Annotated in this window: 18 protein-coding genes; 10 read left to right on the forward strand and 8 right to left on the reverse strand. The window is 36.3% G+C overall.

Features of this window, described 5'->3' with window-relative positions:
- Nucleotides 1–299: 299 nt before the first annotated feature.
- The 3 genes from moeB (at nucleotide 300) to F6K54_RS19770 (ending at nucleotide 3,252) form a co-directional block, all read left to right on the forward strand.
- Nucleotides 300–1,472 carry a molybdopterin-synthase adenylyltransferase MoeB gene (gene moeB / locus F6K54_RS19760; protein ID WP_293080818.1) on the forward strand — a complete coding sequence of 391 codons (1,173 nt, stop codon included), beginning with the start codon at nucleotides 300–302 and terminating at the stop codon, nucleotides 1,470–1,472.
- A 1,335-nt stretch (nucleotides 1,473–2,807) separates the two neighbouring features.
- Complete coding sequence (locus tag F6K54_RS19765; RefSeq protein ID WP_293080822.1) at nucleotides 2,808–3,020, forward strand: hypothetical protein; 213 nt, start codon at nucleotides 2,808–2,810, stop codon at nucleotides 3,018–3,020.
- A gap of 103 nt (nucleotides 3,021–3,123) precedes the next feature.
- Nucleotides 3,124–3,252, forward strand: a complete 129-nt coding sequence (locus F6K54_RS19770) for a hypothetical protein (protein ID WP_293080824.1) — start codon at nucleotides 3,124–3,126, stop codon at nucleotides 3,250–3,252.
- A 233-nt stretch (nucleotides 3,253–3,485) separates the two neighbouring features.
- Here the strand turns inward: F6K54_RS19770 and gnd are convergent, their stop codons facing one another.
- Nucleotides 3,486–4,907, reverse strand: a complete 1,422-nt coding sequence (gene gnd, locus F6K54_RS19775) for a decarboxylating NADP(+)-dependent phosphogluconate dehydrogenase (RefSeq protein ID WP_293080827.1) — start codon at nucleotides 4,905–4,907, stop codon at nucleotides 3,486–3,488.
- Between the two features lie 1,020 nt (nucleotides 4,908–5,927).
- Between gnd and F6K54_RS19780 the strand changes: the two genes are divergently transcribed.
- From F6K54_RS19780 to F6K54_RS19790, 3 genes are all read left to right on the forward strand, one after another.
- Nucleotides 5,928–6,362 (forward strand): hypothetical protein, encoded by a 435-nt coding sequence (locus F6K54_RS19780; protein ID WP_293080830.1) that lies wholly within the window; start codon nucleotides 5,928–5,930, stop codon nucleotides 6,360–6,362.
- Between the two features lie 12 nt (nucleotides 6,363–6,374).
- Nucleotides 6,375–6,521, forward strand: a complete 147-nt coding sequence (locus F6K54_RS19785) for a hypothetical protein (protein WP_293080833.1) — start codon at nucleotides 6,375–6,377, stop codon at nucleotides 6,519–6,521.
- Nucleotides 6,522–6,768: 247 nt separating this feature from the next.
- Nucleotides 6,769–6,945, forward strand: coding sequence for a hypothetical protein (locus F6K54_RS19790; protein WP_293080835.1), 177 nt, complete (start codon nucleotides 6,769–6,771; stop codon nucleotides 6,943–6,945).
- 127 nt (nucleotides 6,946–7,072) lie between these two features.
- Here the strand turns inward: F6K54_RS19790 and F6K54_RS19795 are convergent, their stop codons facing one another.
- Together F6K54_RS19795 and F6K54_RS19800 are read right to left on the reverse strand one after the other, a co-directional pair.
- Nucleotides 7,073–7,816, reverse strand: coding sequence for a class I SAM-dependent methyltransferase (locus tag F6K54_RS19795; RefSeq protein ID WP_293080838.1), 744 nt, complete (start codon nucleotides 7,814–7,816; stop codon nucleotides 7,073–7,075).
- Nucleotides 7,817–7,931: 115 nt separating this feature from the next.
- Nucleotides 7,932–8,204 carry a hypothetical protein gene (locus F6K54_RS19800; RefSeq protein WP_293080840.1) on the reverse strand — a complete coding sequence of 91 codons (273 nt, stop codon included), beginning with the start codon at nucleotides 8,202–8,204 and terminating at the stop codon, nucleotides 7,932–7,934.
- A gap of 328 nt (nucleotides 8,205–8,532) precedes the next feature.
- On the opposite strand from F6K54_RS19800, the gene F6K54_RS19805 reads away from it, so the two are divergent.
- From F6K54_RS19805 to F6K54_RS19815, 3 genes are all read left to right on the forward strand, one after another.
- A complete protein-coding gene (locus F6K54_RS19805) occupies nucleotides 8,533–10,047 on the forward strand; it encodes an AAA-like domain-containing protein (protein ID WP_293080843.1) in 1,515 nt (504 codons plus the stop codon).
- Nucleotides 10,048–10,239: 192 nt separating this feature from the next.
- A complete protein-coding gene (locus F6K54_RS19810; protein WP_293080846.1) occupies nucleotides 10,240–12,654 on the forward strand; it encodes an AAA-like domain-containing protein in 2,415 nt (804 codons plus the stop codon).
- Nucleotides 12,655–12,938: 284 nt separating this feature from the next.
- Nucleotides 12,939–16,499, forward strand: coding sequence for an AAA-like domain-containing protein (locus F6K54_RS19815; protein WP_293080849.1), 3,561 nt, complete (start codon nucleotides 12,939–12,941; stop codon nucleotides 16,497–16,499).
- A 195-nt stretch (nucleotides 16,500–16,694) separates the two neighbouring features.
- On the opposite strand, the gene F6K54_RS19820 is transcribed toward F6K54_RS19815, so the two are convergent.
- From F6K54_RS19820 to F6K54_RS19840, 5 genes are all read right to left on the reverse strand, one after another.
- Entirely contained in the window at nucleotides 16,695–16,907 is a 213-nt protein-coding gene (locus F6K54_RS19820) for a DUF4351 domain-containing protein (protein WP_293080852.1), read from the reverse strand.
- Nucleotides 16,908–17,211: 304 nt separating this feature from the next.
- On the reverse strand, nucleotides 17,212–17,511 hold the full coding sequence (locus F6K54_RS19825; protein ID WP_293080855.1) for a DUF4351 domain-containing protein: 300 nt from the start codon (nucleotides 17,509–17,511) through the stop codon (nucleotides 17,212–17,214).
- Nucleotides 17,512–17,542: 31 nt separating this feature from the next.
- On the reverse strand, nucleotides 17,543–18,403 hold the full coding sequence (locus tag F6K54_RS19830) for an Rpn family recombination-promoting nuclease/putative transposase (RefSeq protein WP_293080857.1): 861 nt from the start codon (nucleotides 18,401–18,403) through the stop codon (nucleotides 17,543–17,545).
- A 245-nt stretch (nucleotides 18,404–18,648) separates the two neighbouring features.
- Complete coding sequence (locus F6K54_RS19835; protein WP_293080859.1) at nucleotides 18,649–19,095, reverse strand: NUDIX hydrolase; 447 nt, start codon at nucleotides 19,093–19,095, stop codon at nucleotides 18,649–18,651.
- A 332-nt stretch (nucleotides 19,096–19,427) separates the two neighbouring features.
- Entirely contained in the window at nucleotides 19,428–19,793 is a 366-nt protein-coding gene (locus F6K54_RS19840; RefSeq protein ID WP_293080861.1) for a DNA-binding protein, read from the reverse strand.
- Nucleotides 19,794–20,411: 618 nt separating this feature from the next.
- On the opposite strand from F6K54_RS19840, the gene F6K54_RS19845 reads away from it, so the two are divergent.
- Nucleotides 20,412–20,650, forward strand: a 239-nt coding sequence (locus F6K54_RS19845) for a tetrahydrofolate dehydrogenase/cyclohydrolase catalytic domain-containing protein (protein WP_293080863.1), incomplete at its 3' end; no start/stop codon positions are given.

Here is a 20,650-nt window from a genome sequence, read left to right on the forward strand (position 1 = left end):
TAATTTAGGCAAAAAATTACACAGATAGCATTTCTTATAAAGATGAGGTGCATTTACGATCCCCCGCGCATCCCCCTTTTTAAGGGGGACTTTGAAACCTACCCCCTTTTTAAGCGGTTCCACCCTTACTAAGACTAGGGGGGATCTAAAACTGTATCTCACCAATTTGAGAAACGCTACAGTGGCCAGCATATCACTTTGCTTTTCTAGGCGATCGCCAGTAGTTGTCAGCCCATAGCTGATAGCTAGTTAATTTGCCAAACTAATATGATTAAAGAAATATCTAGGCAAAAATTCTCATGTTAAATCCCGATCTGGAACAAGTCCAGTTAAATACAGAAGAATATCAACGTTATTCGCGCCACTTAATCTTACCAGAAGTAGGATTAGATGGTCAGAAACGTCTTAAGGCAGCCAGTGTTCTATGTATCGGCACTGGTGGTCTTGGTTCCCCATTATTGTTATATCTCGCAGCCGCAGGAATTGGAAATATTGGAATTGTAGATTTTGATATTGTCGATCATTCCAACCTTCAACGACAGGTTATTCACGGAACCTCTTGGGTGGGTAAACCAAAGATTGAATCTGCTAAAAATCGAATTCACGAAATAAACCCTCACTGTAAAGTTGACCTTTACGAGACCAGGCTAAGTTCAGAAAATGCCCTTGAAATTCTCAAATCCTATGATGTAGTAGTCGATGGTACTGATAATTTCCCGACTCGCTACCTGGTTAATGATGCTTGTGTTCTTCTAGATAAACCTAATGTCTACGGTTCAATTTTCCGTTTTGAAGGTCAGGCAACTGTCTTTAATTATGAAGGTGGACCTAACTACCGCGACCTCTACCCAGAACCACCGCCCCCAGGAATGGTACCTTCCTGTGCAGAAGGTGGTGTTTTAGGAATTTTGCCTGGAATGATTGGAGTTATTCAAGCAACGGAAACTATTAAAATTGTTTTGGGTGAAGGCACGACTTTGAGTGGTAGATTGTTACTTTATAATTCCTTGGATATGACTTTCCGGGAATTGAAACTGCGTCCTAACCCAGTACGGCCAGTTATTGAAAAGTTGATTGATTACGAACAATTTTGTGGTATTCCTCAAGCTAAAGCACAGGAGGCAGAAAGTAAGATGGCTATTCCGGAAATGACAGTTCAAGACTTGAAGCAATTATTGGATAGTGGGGCAGATGATTTTGTCTTAGTTGATGTGCGGAACCCCCATGAATATGAAATTGCTCAGATTCCTGGATCTGTGTTAGTGCCGTTGCCAGATATTGAGCAGGGTTCTGGCGTAACAAAGGTTAAGGAACTAATGAATGGTCATCGCTTAATTGCTCATTGTAAAATGGGTGGGCGATCGGCTAAAGCGTTAGGTATTCTGAAGGAGTCAGGTATTGAGGGTACTAATCTCAAAGGTGGAATTACTGCCTGGAGTCAGGAAATAGATTCTTCTGTGCCTCAATATTGAAATAGCAGTCAGCACCTCAGCGGTCAGCTATCAGCTTCTGAAGGTGTATAATGGGGGTGAGAATCCCCCATAAAAGGCACACCACTAATTTTTCAAATAAGCGTGGGGGACTTAAACCCTTGAATTTTTAGCTGATAACGCAGTTCCTCTGTAAGAGGCTAGCTAAATGTTGTTTGCAGAGCATGACCTAAAGAAAAGCTAATAGTTAGTTAATGTTTTTTAGGGTGCAATATTTGCACCCTGATATAGCGCGTAACGCTAGGAAACAGTCAATTGTGATATCATGTCCGGTAGCATCGTTTGTGTATAAAATTAAGTTTCAATTTAAAGAAACCCTTCTGCCTTCCTTCCACTAAAGTATAAGTATTTAAGCGGGCATGATTTGACATCCTCCCGACGCTGCTCTACGATACAGCGCGGGATTCCCATCCATCAATCAAACAGACTAAGCCACTTGAAAGATTCAGGGTGGGTTGACACCTCACTGGAAAATGCAGGCAAAGCCAGTCTAACACTTCCTCCGTGTCCGTTTAACTTCTCCGTTAGCGCAGCTCCTCCGGAGGAGGCGTGCCCCTCGGCGACTTGATTAAACAGTTACAGCAATCTTAACCTTGATTTTTGGCCTGAGCAATATTTGTATTTTAACAGATTATCTGTAAAACCGCTCTTATTGATGGGTTTTCATCCCGACGCTCCCCTGCGGGAGAGCGCGGATCTTCAACCAACGTTGAGATAAATTAAGTTTGACATCTCCAGGGGTTGAAACACCCTAGATTCTGTGGCAAATCCACCCCAAATGGGATAAATCCACATTTGCTTAAAGCCTATCAACAGACTTCTCAACTCCTCGGCATAGAGCATTGTCTAGCTGTGAGCTTACCTTTTTTTTGTAGCTATAAATCGCTGCTCTGGCTGCGTTACTTGCTTTTCCTGCGGAATGCTGCGCAAACAGCCGTCGTAGGAAGCATCGTCCACGTCTCCTGTCCGCCGGAATTTCACCGCACTAGCTAGAGGTAATGGCGACAAACCTTGTTCTTACTCACTACTTCTAGTATAGCATACTTTTACTCCGCTTTATTACCCGCGCGTCGTTATTCAACCAGGGGATAAATCTTCCGGGAACTTTTCTCCCGTCAGTTTTCATGTTTTGTTTTTTAAAAGGATAAATTTTTTTTTGTTAAGTGAAATTATTATTTATTATTGATCCCTAATAATTGTAAAGCTATTTTACATTTTTTTCAGATAAGAGCAAAAAGTAGTAATGATAGAAGCAGAAGGGAAGAGTAATATTTATATGCCAGCTTTCCCTCAATTAATATAACTGAGTAGAAATACATGGTTGTAACACCATCAAATACTCAGAAATTAACATTCAGTGAAAACTTAAATCAGCAACTTATGAGTTATCAAATATCGCAGAAAGAAGTTACTATCAGCAATCATGGAGTTTATAAAGATGAAGCAATAGTTGCAAATTTTTTAGCCGAACTACCATCAGTTTTAGCATCTCTAGAAAGTCTTTCCGAGAACGATGATTCTAGCAAATAGTCTGAACAAATGCAAGCAAAATACAATATAAAATTTGTTGTTTTTTAAGATTATCAGGAAAGGCAAAGGGCAGTAGACAGTAGGGAATTATGACTCCTGTTTTTTGTCTTTGTTGATGTTGGCTATTGCCTGCGCACAGCGCTATAGCGAAAAGCGATCGCTCCGAATTTTATTTAGCATCAAGAGCGATCGCCTAATTTTTAAACAGACAGAATTACTTAAGGCTTGCTGAATAAAGCTAAAAGTCAGGATACCTAAGACTTAGGAGCTTTTTATATTCAGTTTATCTCCAAGTTTGTGGCTCTTATTGACATCAATTTACTGAAATTTTCTGCTGAAATTCAAGAAAATTTCTTTACATAAAATAGTCGAAACCGTTGCCTGTTAATCCATCTCCGCGTCCCCGTGTCTCCGCGTCTCCGCGTCCCCGTGTCCTACCCCCACAAACCAATTTTTCAGCAGATCCTACTTAGTAGGCCACTCAGTATGGAAGAACTCACCACGAGCTTTATCAATACGCTCATAAGTGTGAGCGCCGAAATAATCCCGTTGAGCTTGAGTCAAGTTTTGAGGTAAAGTTCCCCGACGATAACTATCAAAATAATCCAGAGAAGCACTAAAGGCAGGAACAGGTAATCCTAAATTAGCAGCAGTAGCAACAACTTCCCGCCAAGCATCTTGGCGATCGAGAATAGTCTGCTTAAACTCTGGTGCTAACAACAAATTAGGTAGACCAGGATTTTCATCAAAAGCTTTCTTAATTTTATTCAAGAAGCCAGCCCGAATAATACAACCACCCTTCCAAATTCGTGCAGACTCACCCAAATTCAGATTGTAATTAAACTCCTTGGATGCAGCAGCCAACAACGCCATACCCTGAGCATAAGAACAAATCTTAGAGCAATATAAAGCATCCCGCACTTTATTAATCATAGCTTGGGTATCACCTTCATACTTACCAGTAGGACCTGTTAATTCCTTAGCAGCAGCAACACGCTCTTCCTTAATTCCAGACATAATCCGAGCATTAACAGCAGCAGTAATTGTAGGAACAGCAACACCAAGTTCCAAAGCATTAATTACAGTCCATCTACCTGTACCTTTTTGTCCAGCAGAGTCAACAATCATATCAACTAAATGATTGCTAGTTTCAGTATCTTTCTTAGTGAAAATATCCGCTGTAATTTCAATTAAGAATGATTCTAACTCTGGAGTTTTATTCCACTCAGCAAAAATTTCATGTAGTTGTTCGTTGCTAATACCAACAGCATTTTTCAACAAATCGTAGGCTTCAGCAATTAACTGCATATCGCCGTACTCAATACCATTATGTACCATTTTTACATAATGACCAGCACCACCAGGACCAATGTAGGTAACACAAGGACCATCATCAACTTGAGCTGCTATTTTAGTTAAAATTGCTTCTAATTCTTTGTAGGAAGCCTCTGTACCACCAGGCATTAAACTAGGTCCCCATAAGGCTCCTTCTTCACCACCACTAACTCCCATCCCCATGAAACCTAATCCGGTGGATTCTAAATCTTTAGTGCGACGTTCTGTATCTTCGTAGAGGGAGTTACCACCGTCGATAATCATATCATCTTTGTCTAGGAGAGGTTTTAGTTGTTCGATGACTTTATCAACTGGTCCTCCTGCTTTTACCATGACTAAGATTCTGCGGGGTCTTTCTAGAGATTGGACAAAATCTTCTAGAGTATAAGCAGCATGGACGTTTTTACCTTGTGCCCGCTCTGCCATAAATTTCTCGGTTTTATCACTACTGCGATTGTATACGGAGATGGGAAATCCATTGCGTTCTACGTTGAGAGCTAGGTTTTCTCCCATTACGGCTAGACCTATAACACCAAATTTTTGCTGTCCCATAATATTTTGACTTCCCTGAGTTTTTCTACTAAATTTTAAGTACCGTTTTAAGTACAGTTTTTAGATTACAGGTGTTTTTTTTGACTTTTTCTAGTACAGGTTTTTTTTTAAGATTTCAAGTATAGATTGATACAAAAAAACGTATTTAATAGACCTCTCCAGAAAATAGGGAACACCGGATCTGGGAACAGGAAGAAGTAATTGATAATTTATGGATAAGAATTGATTCTATTTTTGATTTTTGGAGATGTCTAATACAGATTAATAATTAGACATCTCCAGAAAAGAGGGAGTAGGGAGTAGGGAGTAGGGAGTAGGGAACCCACCTCTAACCCCTCTCAGGAGGGGAATAATTGATAATTTCTTTGGGATAATTGATTTGATTTTTTATTATTGGAGATGTCTATTCTGTATAAATCAATTCAAGGGAGTAGGGAGTAGGGAGTAGGGGAGTAGGGGAGAATTTTTTTGCCCAACTATGCGCTCTTTAATGCGCTCCATGCATGACCATGAAGAGCTGAAAACCATGTACTTTTTCAATACATAAAAATGCTAAAACCTTTATCTGGTAATTATTTGAGATTTAATCAGCAAACCCTAAGTAGAAGGTCTTATTGCTGTTAATGCAGTTTCTCCGCAGGAGGCTAGTTCAATAATTGATAATTGATAATGGATAATTGATAATTACCTCTCCCTAAAAGGCAGAGGATTGAATAAAAGGAAAATTAATTCATTGTTTCTCCTTTATCAGGAGAGGCTTTAAACCTTAATTATTCGGTAATATCATGTCCGGATAATAGCGTGATAAAAAAACCTTTTCCCTTCTAACCTTTTCTTTCCTTCTGCCTCCTGCCTTCTGCCTTACCTTCTCCAAAGTATAAGTATTCAACCGGACATGATATAACAGCTAGCTGAATGTAAGCATTCAGTCTTATACCAAGCGTGATAAAATATTTATTTGAAAGTCTAAATTAAACATAGTATTAGTATTGATAATTGGTATAGTTCAAGAGGTAATTTATGGATGAATTAAAGTATCTTGCTAATTGGGTCAAAGAGCAACACGCTCAGGAATATATTTTGACTTGGTTATTGAATCAACCAGGACTTTGGTGGTCTGATGGAGAAGCGTATCAGGCTGCTTTACAAAAATCTGGGAAATTATTGAGGGAGTATGTTCAAAAAAACCAAAGTGGAGATTTATTTCAAGGTATTGCTGAAAAAATTGTAGATGATGAAAGTTGGAATGAAGTTGCAAACTCTCTAGCAAAAATTATTTATGTTTATCAACAGGAGTTAGTCAGATTACAAGATTTTAGTCGGCATCAAAATAACCAAAATATTTTAAAAAAAAATCTAAATAGTGATGATTTATCTGTTGAAGAGAATGAAGACATGGAAGTACAAGAAGCTTTGCCCGATCCATTTGCAGATGCTTTAACTGGTCAAGGGTAGGGAGATGGGGGGATGGGGAGATGGGGAGATCGGGAGATGGGGAGATCGGGAGATGGGGAGATCGGGAGATGGGGAGATCGGGAGATGGGGAGATGGAGACACACGCCTAACCCCTCCCAGGAAGCGAATTTGGGGAGATTATTAATATTTGCACAATAGACATCTCCAATAATAAAAAATAAAATCAACTATCGTACAGAAATTATCAATTCTTTCCCCCTACTCCCTACTCCCTACTCCCTACTCCCTCATTTGGTGGAGATGTCTAATTAAATGTATTTCATCATAATATTCTCCGGCGACAAGGAATTAGCCCTGCCTCCTGGGAGTTCCCCACTCAATAAAATGTAGAAAAGTTTTTGAGAAATGGTATTATTCCTTACCTTCATTTTTTTAAACTCAAACCATGACAGGAAAAGCTTTCGACCAACTTTGGCACCTCATATCCGGTGCATTAACCCTAAACCCAGAAGTTTATAACCAAATTAATAGCTTACCCCAAGGTATTCAGGTACGAATCCGCCAAGAAATAAATTTCTTGGCTCAAAGCAGAAGTCATCTAAAGATGACTAAAGATAGCTAATATCATGTTTGGATAATCAGTTATAAAAAAACTTCTGACCTTGAACCTTTCTTTCCCTTCTGCCTTCAGCATAGCTGCCTCCTGCCTTCTTCCTTCTTCCTTTTTCCTTCTTCCTTCTTCCCTCCATTTAAACTTCTGGTTTAATTCCGCCAAATAAAGCTAGTTCAAACAATTTCATAAAACAATCAACATGAATAAAACCTATTTTTCTTAACCAGTCACATTGAGTTTCTACAGGAGCAAGAATATTTGCTTCTTTATCTGGGCGATTATAATACTGTTGATTAATTTTTTCCCTAGATTGATTTTTGTTGCCTTGACTTTGATGAAAAGCATAAAGAGAATCAACAAATAATTCATCAAATAACTGCTCAATTAATTTAGATGGGGAGGCAACGTGTTCCAAGTTCAAAAATAATCCTCCTGGCTTTAATAATTGGTAAATTTCTTGATATATTTCTTGTTTTCTGATGTCTGGTTGATGATGAATAGAAAATCCTGAGACAACTACATCAAATGGTGCTTTTTCCTGAATTTTACTTACCCATTCTGGCAAACCATAATCTTGATTGATAAATTCTAAATTACCTTGATAATTATCGGCAATTTTACTTTTTGCAGCTTCAATCATTGTTTCTGAAAAGTCTAAAAATACTCCTTGAGAATTAGGGTATTGACTGAGAATTGCTTGACCTAAAATACCATCACCACAACCTAAATCTAAAAAGTTATTTACTTGAGGAATAGTCGCCTGAATAATTCTCAGGATAATTTCAATTTGTTCAGTAGCTAAAGGAATTGCACTCCTGACACCAGAAAGATATTTTTGCGCAAGGTCTGCTTTTGTCCAGACTTGATAGTTTTGACTCATTCTTCAGAATTGTGGGTATTTTGTCATAAATGTCTCATGTAATTTTAGTAGGGTGGATAAAGATTTGCCCACCCTATCTGTAGTTTATTCTAATTTTATTCTTTAAATTAAGTTACTATTTGTCACCTCTTTCATTAGTATATTTTGTCATTTGTAGACCGACAATGACAAGTTTTGATGCAAGTTCACCTGCTGTTGTAGCTGTTTTTTCAGAAATTGTTCCTGATAGTAAAAGTCCTACACTTGCTACAATAATAATTGCACTAATTCTAGTTAAGTTTAGAGCAAGATTAAAGCTTAACTTTTCTTGGTGTAGGTGTTCTTTAACAACAAGTTCTTCCTTTATTTTAGGGTTTGGGTTTTGGTTATTATTTAGTGTAGTCATCATTGAAAATCCTTGTTTTATTCTACAACTTAATTTTAATCATAGTGTTTTCATTAATAAATATATTGATATTGAATGAAATTTCACCCTTTGAAAACAGATATTTTGGTAGATTGAATGAAACTTATTGTTTGTTACTCAAATATCACTTAATAGTCAAAAAAAATTAGTTGTTTCAAAAATTATGTTCAGGTTTTGAAATTTTTTTCAATTTCTGCTAGTAGCTGGTGATCTGTCTTATAGTGATAAATTATGATGTATTAAGATTGAATTTTTTGAAGATTCTCTCTCAAGCCTAATACACTATGTCAATCTATGGAGAAACTAAGCAATGCCATTAAGCAGAGAACAGTTTGAACGTATTTACCAGGAAGAGTTAACTCCTTTTCAAAAAAGAATTTTAAATAGAATATTAGAGGGCAAAACAAATGAGGATATAAGAAAAGATGAAACAGTTTGGTTTAATCTAGATGTATATCAATATAATAGCCTCGAACAGATAAATAGAGAAATTAACCAACTAGAATATCAAAAAGAAAAAAATGATAAACAACTTAAAAAACTCAAAAAACTCAAACCAGGGGTAAAAGATTTAGTAAATAACTTCCGAAAATCTTCATTTGGCAAATCACAAGATTCACTTACTCACAAATTACGAGATATATGCGATAAATTTAGAGTTGAAAGTACAAGGGATACAGAGTATGATTTACATGAAGTAATGGAATATTTCGCTAAATATAAACAGGATATGATTTCCGCTGATGCTGCTAAAAGGTTTGAACTATTGAGTAGCATTCCTCACCCTGGAGGTTCTATTCCAACTTATTCTATTTATTACCAATATAGATATGACAAAAATGAGTATTTAGAAAACAAATGTTTGAGTAAGATTGAGAATGCTGGTAAGGAAGCTATATTAATTAGGGTTAAAGGTCCTCATTTGATGGGTAAAACTTCTTTCAAGAACAGGCTATTAAAAAATAAATTAGTTATGAATAATCAAGCAAGAGTAGTAGATATTGATTTAGCAGAAGATTTTAGTATTTTCCAAAAGGAAAAATATGAAATTTACAATTGGTTTTGTCGTGAATTTTGTAAACAGTTAGGGTTGAATGTAGAAGAGATATTTAAAGAATGGAGACAAGCAATAGAAAGTGTCTCTGATTGTACATCATTTGTCGAAAAACACATATTTTCTAAGATTCCACAGCCTATTTTTTTGAGCTTTGATAATTTCCATAAAACATTTGAATATTCAATTTTTTCTGAATTTGAAAATTTGTTACGTAATTGGCATGATAACAAAGCAAAAAATGACGACAAATGGAGATATTTAGTATTGATTTTAACTTATTCAACATCTGATTATCCCAGGTCTAATATTAATCAATCCCCCTTGTTTAATTTAGGACAAGGTTTTAATTTAGGTGATTTTAGTTCTCAAGAAATTAGGGAATTATCAAAAAAGCATGAATTAGATTGGGGGGTTAAAGAAATTGAAAAATTGATGTCTTTTGTAGGAGGACATCCATATTTAGTAAGACTAGCTTTGTATCATATCGCAGTCGAAGAAAAAACTTTAGATAATATTTTAGCAAAAGCGACTACAAATGAGGGTATTTATAAAGATCATTTGATGCAACTTTACAACATTGTTAATGATGCTAAATTAACAGATGACTTAAGAAAAATAGTTAATAGTCAAGATTATGTTATGTTAAGTTCACAAATATCAAACTTTCATTTATATAGTGCAGGTTTAGTTATCCAGCATAATAACAAGGTTAAACCCCGTTGTCGTTTATATCGTGATTATTTCGCTGATGTTTTGCAATATAGATAAGATAAAAGATGCAGTGGAGAGTTTATTCCTATTTTTGACTATTGATAATTAATTAATAACAGGAGTTTAATGAGTTTTGAACCCTAACTCTATATTATGAGGAAAATGAATATTTGTTAGAGTTTAACTACTAAACAATTAGCTATACTATTTTTTCGCTAGCTTTGAAATTTATGAGGTTAGAGATAAATAATGACAGAAAATTTTTATTATGTTGGTGGAAGTATTCCTTTTTACAAGAAAGAAGTTTATGTATCTAGGAAAGCTGACGGTGATTTACTTGATTCATTAAAAAATGGTCAGTTTTCCTATGTATTTAATTGTAGGCAGATGGGAAAAAGTTCTTTAATAGTTAATATTAAAGAAGAATTAGAAAAAAACAGAGATATTCTATGTGTTGATTATAGTCTTCAAGATAGACCTAAAGATGAATCAGATTTTTACAACAAGATTATAGAAAATATCTGTGACAAGATATATAAAAAAAGTATAGCTGTCTCTAAAGGTAGAGAAATCAGATGTAATGATTTAACAGAATTTTTCCAAAAACTTTTGTCATCTAATAAAACAATAAAAATTGTAATTTTTATTGATGAAATTGATGTGTTATTTGATTTTCCTTGGAGAGATAATTTTTTTGGTTTGATTCGATTCTATTCTGAAAATAGAGCCCATTCTGACAAACAAGAATATACTAGACTTACTTTTTGTTTATTAGGAGTTGCTGTACCATCTGATTTAATTCAAGATCAAGCTAAGAGTCCTTTTAATATTCAGTGTAAACGCATTGAATTAGAAGGTTTGAAAAGTAATGAATGTTCTAATTTAGCAGCAGGATTAAAAGATGTTGCTGTTGAACCAGAGCAAGTAATGAAATGGATTATTGATTGGACTGGCGGACAGCCTTTTTTAACACAAAAATTATGTTGTTTAGTAGCAAAATCTGGTTTAAAATTTTCTACAGAAGAAATAGAAAAAATAAAACTTGATAATTTGGTACAAGAAGAAATAATTGAAAATGGATTAAGTGAAGAAAAAGACGATCCTCAACACTTAAGAACTATTAAAAAACGTCTTATAGAAGATGAAGAAGCATACGCTTTATTAAATCTTTATCAAAGGATATTAAATGAAGGCAGTGTAGAGTTAAAAGACGATTATGTTTACCAAAAATTGAGACTATCAGGTTTAGTTGTCAAAAAAGATGGGTGCTTAGAAGTTTTTAATAAAATCTATAAAAAGGTCTTTAATCAAGATTGGATAAAAGAGGAACTCAAGAATATAATATCCAGAACTGAATTAACTTACGAAATAGCAGAAAATTTTCTAGATGAGATTCTACAGGAAAAAAAACTACATTTCCTAACTGATATTGAAAAAACAGTTTTTAAAGGTTCTTGGGAAGGTCTTACTTATGATCAAATGACAAAAAGTTCTAATTTTACTCAAGACTATCTGAGGGTAACTGGCAAGAGTTTATGGAATAAACTGTCAAAATTATTAGAAGCAAAAGTATCTAAGAGAAACTTTAAAGAACTTTTCAGACGAAAATGGAAACAAAAGCAATTAAAAAAGCATAATGATTCTGAAATTAATCGTTCAATACCAGAAAACGCCATTTATATTGAGCGACAACCCATTGAATCTATTTGTGATGAAACTATCTTAAAGCCAGGTTCTTTAATCAGAATTCAAGCTCCTAAAAAAATGGGCAAAACTTGGCTAATTAATAGAATTTTAGAACAAGCGAAAAGATATGATTACCAAACGGCATCTATTAATTTATTAGACGCTAATACTGTTGATTTTCAGGATTTAGATAGATTTTTGTGGTGGTTTTGTAGTGGTGTAAGTCGTGAATTAAATGTGCCAAAAGAAATTTTGGATGAATCTTGGGATGAGAAAGATAGTAGTAAGGTTAACTGTAAGATTTATTTTGAAGAAGGCTTATTTCCAAAAGTAACAGAAGCATTGGTTTTATGTATAGATAAAATAGACTTGATTTTTCCATATCCAATTGCTGAGGATTTTTTGGGATTATTACGTTCTTGGCATGAGACTGCCAAGCAAAAAACTCTCTGGAAAAAGTTACGGTTAGTAGTAGCTCATTCGACAAACGTTTATATTCCTTTAGATATTAATCAATCTCCTTTTAATGTGGGTGTGCCTATCGAGTTACCAGAGTTTAATTCGGAGCAAGTACGCCAACTTACTGAAACTTACGAATTAAATTGGCAAGTCGAAAAAGTGAAGCAGTTAACTGATGTAGTAGGAGGGCATCCTTTTTTATTAGATCGGGCTTTGTCTTATTTAATAAATCATCAGGATTTAACCTTATCGGAGCTACTAGAAAAAGCACCGACTAACGCAGGAATTTATGGCAGTCATCTGCAAGAGTTGTTGTCAATTTTAGCAGCAAATCCCGAACTAAAAGCAGCTTTTAAGGAAGTTGTTATGGCAACAGAACCTGTAAATATAGAGTCCCTTTTGACTTATAAATTGTATAGTTTAGGATTAGTAAAATTAGTGGGTAATAACGTTGTTACCAGATGTGAATTATATAGGCAATATTTTAATGAATGCTTTTCATTAATGGATAATGGATAATGGATAATGGATAATTGATAATTGATAATTACCTCTGGTTAAAACCGAGAGGATTTAATATAAGGAATATTTTCTTTTTTTCCCCTTAAAAGGGGAGGCTTCAAGGCGCGAATTATTTAATTATTAATTATTAATTATTAATTATTCGGTAATAATATAACCTCTCCACTCTACGACAAGGAAGAGGAAATCTTTCCCATCCTTCCTTTGTAGGCAAGAGGGTTGGAGGGTTAGGTTTTCCCCTATAGGCAATAGAATCTAATTACTGATTTTCCTAACTATCCATGAACACAAAACAAAACCAAAATTACCAATATCAAGTAGGAGGCAGTTTACCTCCGGATGCTCCTAGTTATGTTGAGCGACAGGCAGATATAAATATTTATAATGCCCTCAAATTAGGAGATTTTTGTTATGTGTTGAACTGCCGACAAATGGGAAAGTCAAGTTTAATGTTACGCACTAAGGCGAGATTAGAAAAAGAAGGGTTTGCCTGTGCTGTAATTGACTTAACTGATGTGGGTAGTCAAGACATTAATGCTAATCAATGGTATCGGGGTATTATTCAAGAATTAGTCAGCAGTTTTGACTTGAGTATTAATCGGCGGGCGTGGTTGAAAGAAAGAGAAGATTTATCCCCTTTACAACAATTTAGGGTTTTTTTAAGGGAAGTTTTGCTTGGGGAAGTTGCAGAAAATATTATCATTTTTATTGATGAGATAGATAGTTTAATTAGTCTGGATTTTCCCACTGATGATTTTTTTGCTCTGATTCGTGCCTGCCATAATAAACGGACAGAAAATCCTGAACATCAACGATTATCTTTTGCTTTATTTGGAGTGGCTATTCCTTCTGATTTAATTACTGATAAAACTCGTACTCCTTTTAATATTGGTAGGGCGATAGAGTTAACAGGTTTTAGTTTGGTAGAAGCAAAAGATTTCCTAACTCCTGGTTTAAAAAATAGGGTAGAAAATCCAGAAAAAGTATTAGCTGAAGTTTTAGAATGGACTGGTGGGCAACCTTTTTTAACTCAAAAGTTGTGTAAAATAATTGTTCAAAATAATGATAGTCGTACTCCCGATGTAGCAGAGTTGGTTCGGACTTACATTATTAATGGTTGGGAATTTCACGATCACCCAGAACATTTACGGACAATTCGCGATCGCCTCTTGGTAAATGAAAAACGAGCAAGTCAGTTGTTGGGTTTGTATCAGCAGGTTTTGAGTTCGATCCCCCTTCCGTCTCCCTTAGAAAGGGGGAAACCAGAAGAGCTCCCCCTTCCGTCTCCCTTAGAAAGGGGGAAACCAGAAGAGCTCCCCCTTCCCTACCCCTTAGAAAGAGGGAAACCAGAAGAAAAAAAGCCCCCCCTTTCTAAGGGGGGGTTGGGGGGGATCTTAGGAAATAACAGTCCTGAAGCAATGGAACTCCGCCTCACAGGTTTGGTTGTGAAACATGAAGACCAGTTGCAGGTTACTAATTATATCTATCAACAAGTATTTAATCTCCAGTGGGTACAACAGGAGTTAGCCAAGTTACGCCCCTACTCTGAGGCGTTTACTGCTTGGCAAAAGTCGGGATTTCAAGATGAGTCGCGACTGTTGCGGGGTAAAGCATTGACAGATGCTTTAGTCTGGTCTAGGGATAAAAGTTTAAGTGTTCTCGACTATCGCTTTTTGACTGCTTCTCAGGAGTTGGAGAAACAGGAGATAGAACGAGAAAATAGAAAAATGCAGATAAAGTTGGATGCTCAGTTAAAAGTGAACCAGAGGCCAGGAGAGACAAAACAGAAAGCAGATCTGAAGTTGGAAAAAGCCGAAGCAGTCAGAAACAGTGTTACCTCTAAATCATTATCTAACTCTGGTAAATATTTTGAGGGGTTATTGCAGGCTTTGAGCGCAGCCAGACAACTAGCACCTCCTAACCAGATATTCCAACCTCAAGCAGATAGCAGAATTCAAGTAACAGATGCTCTGAGCCAAGCTATATACATAATAGGAAAGTACCGAGAGCGCAACCGCCTTCAAGATCATAAGAGTTCGGTCTGGGGTGTAGCATTTAGTCCCGATGGAGAGACTATTGCAACTGCCAGTGGTGACAATACAGTAAAACTGTGGAACTGTCAGGGGAAATTATTGCAGACTCTCACAGGCCATGAGAGTTCGGTCTTAGGTGTAGCATTTAGTCCTGATGGAGAGACTATTGCTTCTGCAAGTGATGACAAAACAGTTAAGTTGTGGAACTCTCAGGAGAAATTATTGCAGACTCTCACCGACCATGAGAGTTGGGTCAGGAGTGTAGCATTTAGTCCCGATGGAGAGACTATTGCAACTGCCAGTGGTGACAAAACAGTAAAACTGTGGAACCGTCAGGGGAAATTATTGCAGACTCTCACAGGCCATGAGAGTTCGGTCTTAGGTGTAGCATTTAGTCCCGATGGAAAGACTATTGCAACTGCAAGTGGTGACAAAACAGTAAAACTGTGGAACCGTCAGGGGAAATTATTGCAGACTCTCACAGGCCATGAGAGTTTAGTCTGGTGTGTAGCATTTAGTCCCGATGGAGAGACTATTGCAACTGCCAGTGTAGACAAAACAGTGAAGTTGTGGAACCGCCAGGGGAAATTATTGCAGACTCTTATCGGCCATGAGAGTTCGGTCAGGGGTGTAGCATTTAGTCCTGATGGAGAGACTATTGCAACTGCCAGTGTAGACAAAACAGTGAAGTTGTGGAACCGCCAGGGGAAATTATTGCAGACTCTCACCGGCCATGAGAATTCGGTCTGGGGTGTAGCATTTAGTCTAGATGGAGAGACTATTGCAACTGCCAGTGGTGACAATACAGTGAAGTTGTGGAACCGTCAGGGGAAATTATTCCAGACTCTCACCGACCATGAGAGTTGGGTCAGGAGTGTAGCATTTAGTCCCGATGGAGAGACTATTGCAACTGCCAGTGCTGACAAAACAGTGAGGTTGTGGAACCGCCAGGGGAAATTATTCCAGACTCTCATGACCGATGAGAGTTGGGTCTGGGGTGTAGCATTTAGTCCCGATGGAGAGACTATTGCAACTGCCAGTGTAGACAAAACAGTGAAGTTGTGGAACTCTCAGGGGAAATTATTGCAGACTCTCACCGACCATGAGAGTTCGGTCTTAGGTGTAGCATTTAGTCCCGATGGAGAGACTATTGCAACTGCCAGTAGTGACAATACAGTGAAGTTGTGGAACCGCCAGGGAAAATTATTGCAGACTCTTACCGGTCATGAGAATTCGGTCTGGGGTGTAGCATTTAGTCCCGATGGAGAGACTATTGCAACTGCCAGTGTAGACAAAACAGTGAAGTTGTGGAACCGCCAGGGGAAATTATTCCAGACTCTCACCGGCCATGAGAGTTCAGTCAGGAGTGTAGCATTTAGTCCCGATGGAGAGACTATTGCAACTGCCAGTGCTGACAAAACAGTGAAGTTATGGAACCGTCAGGGGAAGTTATTGCAGACTCTCGTCGGCCATGAGAGTTCGGTCTTAGGTGTAGCATTTAGTCCCGATGGAGAGACTATTGCAACTGCCAGTGCTGACAAAACAGTGAAGTTGTGGAACCGCCAGGGGAAGTTATTGCAGACTCTCATTGGCCATGAGAGTTGGGTCTTAGGTGTAGCATTTAGTCCCGATGGAGAGACTATAGCAACTGCTAGTGCTGACAATACAGTGAAGTTGTGGAATAACTGGAAGTTCGATCGCCTCCATGAGTGGGGTTGTAACTGGATGCGCGACTACCTAGAAAATAACCCTACTGTCAGTGAAAGCGATAGACATTTGTGTGATGGTGTTGGGAGTCATCAGAATTAAAAAGTCAGAAGTTAGAAGTTGTACAGCAGATTACAAGTATTATGAAGTGCAAACATTTGTCATAAAATCTTTGTAGTGCGGGCATCTTGCCCGCGACAGATGTACCTTGAAATCAGATTAATTCTAATATTTATAGGACTTACGCAGATACGCTATATATAGTACTCATAACTATTGTCCAATAGTTACTGGACTCTATACACAGTGTCTTTGCGTAAGTCCTGATTTACTTAACCAATTCATCAGATCGTCCATAGAAGTAAAATTGAACTGAGCATCCACAAGTTCATCCAACTCAGAAATAAATAAACTCCGTATTTTAGCTTCCATTTCTTCAGAAAGAATTCCCAAATTACGAGTTAGAAAACGGATAATTATTTTAATTATTCTAGCTTTTGCCTTTTGCAAACCCCGTTCAAAACCTATTTGGAAACCTCGTTCAAAACCTGTCTGGAGAATATCCTGATAAATTACCGAAAAATTGTGGTTTAAAGCCTCCCCTTTTAAGGGGATAATAAAGAAAAATTTTCATTATTAGTCAATCCTCTTCTTTCAAGGAGAGGTAATTATTCATTATTCATTATTCATTATTCATTGTTGAAAGACTCTTTCATTTGTTACCATTCTATTCAAGTAAAAAAGGAATTTGAATCAGAATATTAAACTCTCCAGTCATCAAATTCCTCAAAATCTAGATTGACAAAACTACTAATTAATTTTCAGATTCATTTAACCAATTAATCAAATCTTCCAGAGAAGTAAAACTCAATTGGGCGATCGCCAATTCATTCAACTGAGAAGTAGATAAACTCCGAATTTTAGCTTCTATTTCCTCAGAAATAATTCCCAAACAATGAGTTATAACAAGGACAATTATGTTAGCTTGCCCCTTTTGGAAACCTCGTTCAAAACCTCTTTGGAAACCCCGTTCAAAACCACGTTCAAAAGCAACTTGAAAAGCACGTTGTTCTCCTTCCTGAAAAATATCCTGGTAAATTACAGATTCTTTCATAATTTCCTCCCTAAAAACGAGCTTTTTAATTCTAATATTTACTTAACCAATTAATCAGATCATCCAGAGAAGTAAAATCCAACTGAGCATCTGCAAGTTTATCCAACTCAGAAATAGATAAACTCCGAATTTTAGCTTCTATTTCTTCAGGAATATTTCCCAAAGTACGAGTTATCAAACGGATAACTATTTTAATTATTTTAGCTTTTCCCTTTTGCAAACCACGTTTTTTACCACGTTTTTCACCAATGTTTTTTCCTTTCTTAAGAATATCCTGATAAATTACAGATTCTTTCATAATTTCCTCCCTCAAAAGTTGACGAATTAAATTTTTATCAAACCTTAAACCCCCTAGTATTTCCGCAGCAGCAGAAATATTTCTTTGTTGACTTGGCTCTTTTATTCTACCAATTCTATCTGCTACTTCTGACAATAAAGTTGTCGGACTTTCACTACGAGTTAAAGTTGCTAACGGTAATAAAGCATTATCGGTAAGAAAAGGTGCGGACTCCTCCTCCCAAAGTCGAATTACTCGATAAGAATGGCGAGTATTTTGCCTTTCAAATTTATTTTCAAAAGCCAATTCTGAATCAATCTCTTTTAACAAAATAACCACTTGCTCAATATCACACCAATATTGCCCATAAAGTAAGGTCCAATATTTGAGCATTCTATAGGGAATAGGTGGATTAGAGTAAGGAAAAGTTTGAAATTCTAGATGCAAGATTTTATTATCAATTTGTAGCAAAATCAAAGCATCAGACCGAATAGGTTCAGGAATAATTTCTGTTTTTATTACCTGCACATTACTAGGGTTAATTCCCAGTAACCAACGGACAAAATTCGGGGCATAAGTTTCTGCCAAATATTTACAAGTATTATCGTAAGCCAAGGCAATTATATTGAATCCGGATAACTTAGTTATTATAAGTCATTGCGACTGGAACGGAGTGGAAGGAAGCAATCTCAGAGGTTTTAGGATTTAGGAGATTGCTTCCTATCGTCGCAATGACGAGTTTTTAGCCGGATGATATATTAGTTAACTAAGTAAGTAAAGAGTTTCATAAGAATTCATCTACTTATTCATAAATATTTCTATATCTATGCAATTTCAAAAACTAGAATAATTTCCAAGTTTCAATCAATTAAAGTACCGTATTTGTCCATAAAATCTAAAATAATTTTTTGATGAAATTCACCAAGCGATCGCTCCATTCTAGCATTCTCAGAATAAGCTTTACCTGCCTTAATTTCTGCTGGAGTTAATAACCCCATATCCCAACCTTCTCCCAAAACTAAATCTTTTAATTCCACAGTTAAAGGAGCATGAAATACATGACGAACAACTTTAACATCAAAGTAAACACCAAATTCCGAAACAGTCTCAGGAATATAACTTATTTCTTCTGCTAATTCTCGTTTCAGAGCCACTTCTGCTGTTTCTCCAGGTTCGATATGACCTCCAAAAAAAGCCCAAACACCAGGATAAAAAATATTCGGAATATTATCCCGGAGTTGCATCAGAAATTTTCCTTCTCGGTAAAGAATAGCGATCGCTACATGAGGTAAATTATTGTTGTTCATTTTCTTCTTGATTTTAAGCATTTCCTCCGGACTGCTGCGCAAACAGCCGTCAGCCAGCCTCCTATGGTCAGAACTACGTTATTAGCTATCAGCTATTGCTTTTAGTTTACAATCAAAACTTTATTAATTGTCTTACTAAAACATTTGCCTCCCTTGTCCTGAAAGTCTATCAGGACTTACGCAAAGACACTGTGTATAGAGTTCAGTAACTATTGGACAATAGTTATGAGTACTATATATAGCGTATCTGCGTAAGTCCTATCTATATTAATTTAAACACTGCCTTTAAAGAGAGTCTTGTTGCTGATAGCTGACAACTAATAGCTAAATGCTTACTCTTGATTTTGATTTTCAACTTCTACTCGTTCTATTTCTTCTACATAGAAATCTCCCACATCCTGGTTACCTAATTCGGGAACCACTATACTTTGATAACGTATTTTCCCTTTAATTGTTATTTCTTTTCCAACTTCTGGTAATTCTGCTGTAGTAAATATCCAAATACTGCCAGTATCATCTGTTAATTCATAAGCACCAGTTTCTAAGAATGGAGCTTGACTTTCTACAGTTCCTTTCAAATATACTTGGCGATCGATTTTACCCTTTGTTTGAATTTTGCTAATTCGACTCACATTCAGATTTAATTTAATCGCTGTTTCGGTAATTTTTCCACAACTAATTAAATTTGTTACTAACAATAGAATTAGAATAGTTTTGAATTTATTAAACAATGAATTTAAGCATAAAGAACGAATAAACAGAAAGCCAAATGGAAACTTCTGCAATATCCTTAATAAATTTATTCTCAATACATTTTTATCAAAATAACTGGATCTAAAAACCTGCCTTTTAAGGCGAAATATTTTTGAAGGGGATCTCAAACTCCCGTTACAAAAATAACTTCTGACTTCTGACTTCTGACTTCTGACTTCCTTAATGGCTTCCCTCGTTCTCATCAAAACTTTTTTTTCCTTATTTAAACTATCCTTTTTTTACGATCGCTAAAAAATCAAAATTTATTTTTATCACTTTCATAATACTTGAGAAAGTGTTTGTTCGGCTGAATGCTTGAGTCGAAGTTGAAATCTCCTTTCCTAATGGAATTCTCCGCAAACGAGGGCATCTCAAAAAAAATCTGCTGATTGCTCTGACTGCTTCTTTAAAACATCACAAAATCTACTTTTAGATACTAATAATCATACTATTATTCTTATGTAGACAAGAAAATATACTTTAAAAATCAAAAATAAAAATAAAAATAAAGAAATCTATTCCGATACAGAAATTTCAAAGCAAAACTCAAACAAGAAATAACAATGGTAAATAAATTAGACGGTAAAGCACTGGCCAAAAAAATTAAAGCAGAACTCCAACAAAAAGTTCAGACCTTGCAAAGCAAAATTGGTCGTCCCCCAGGGTTAGCAGTATTAATGGTAGGAGACAACCCCGCCAGTGCAGTATATGTCCGCAACAAAGAAAAAGCTTGTAGTCAAGTAGGGATATCCTCCTTCGGTAAACATTTTCCGGCCCAAACATCTCAAGCTGAATTAACACA

The sequence above is a fragment of the Okeania sp. SIO3B5 genome (assembly GCF_010692555.1).
Taxonomy (GTDB): domain Bacteria; phylum Cyanobacteriota; class Cyanobacteriia; order Cyanobacteriales; family Microcoleaceae; genus Okeania.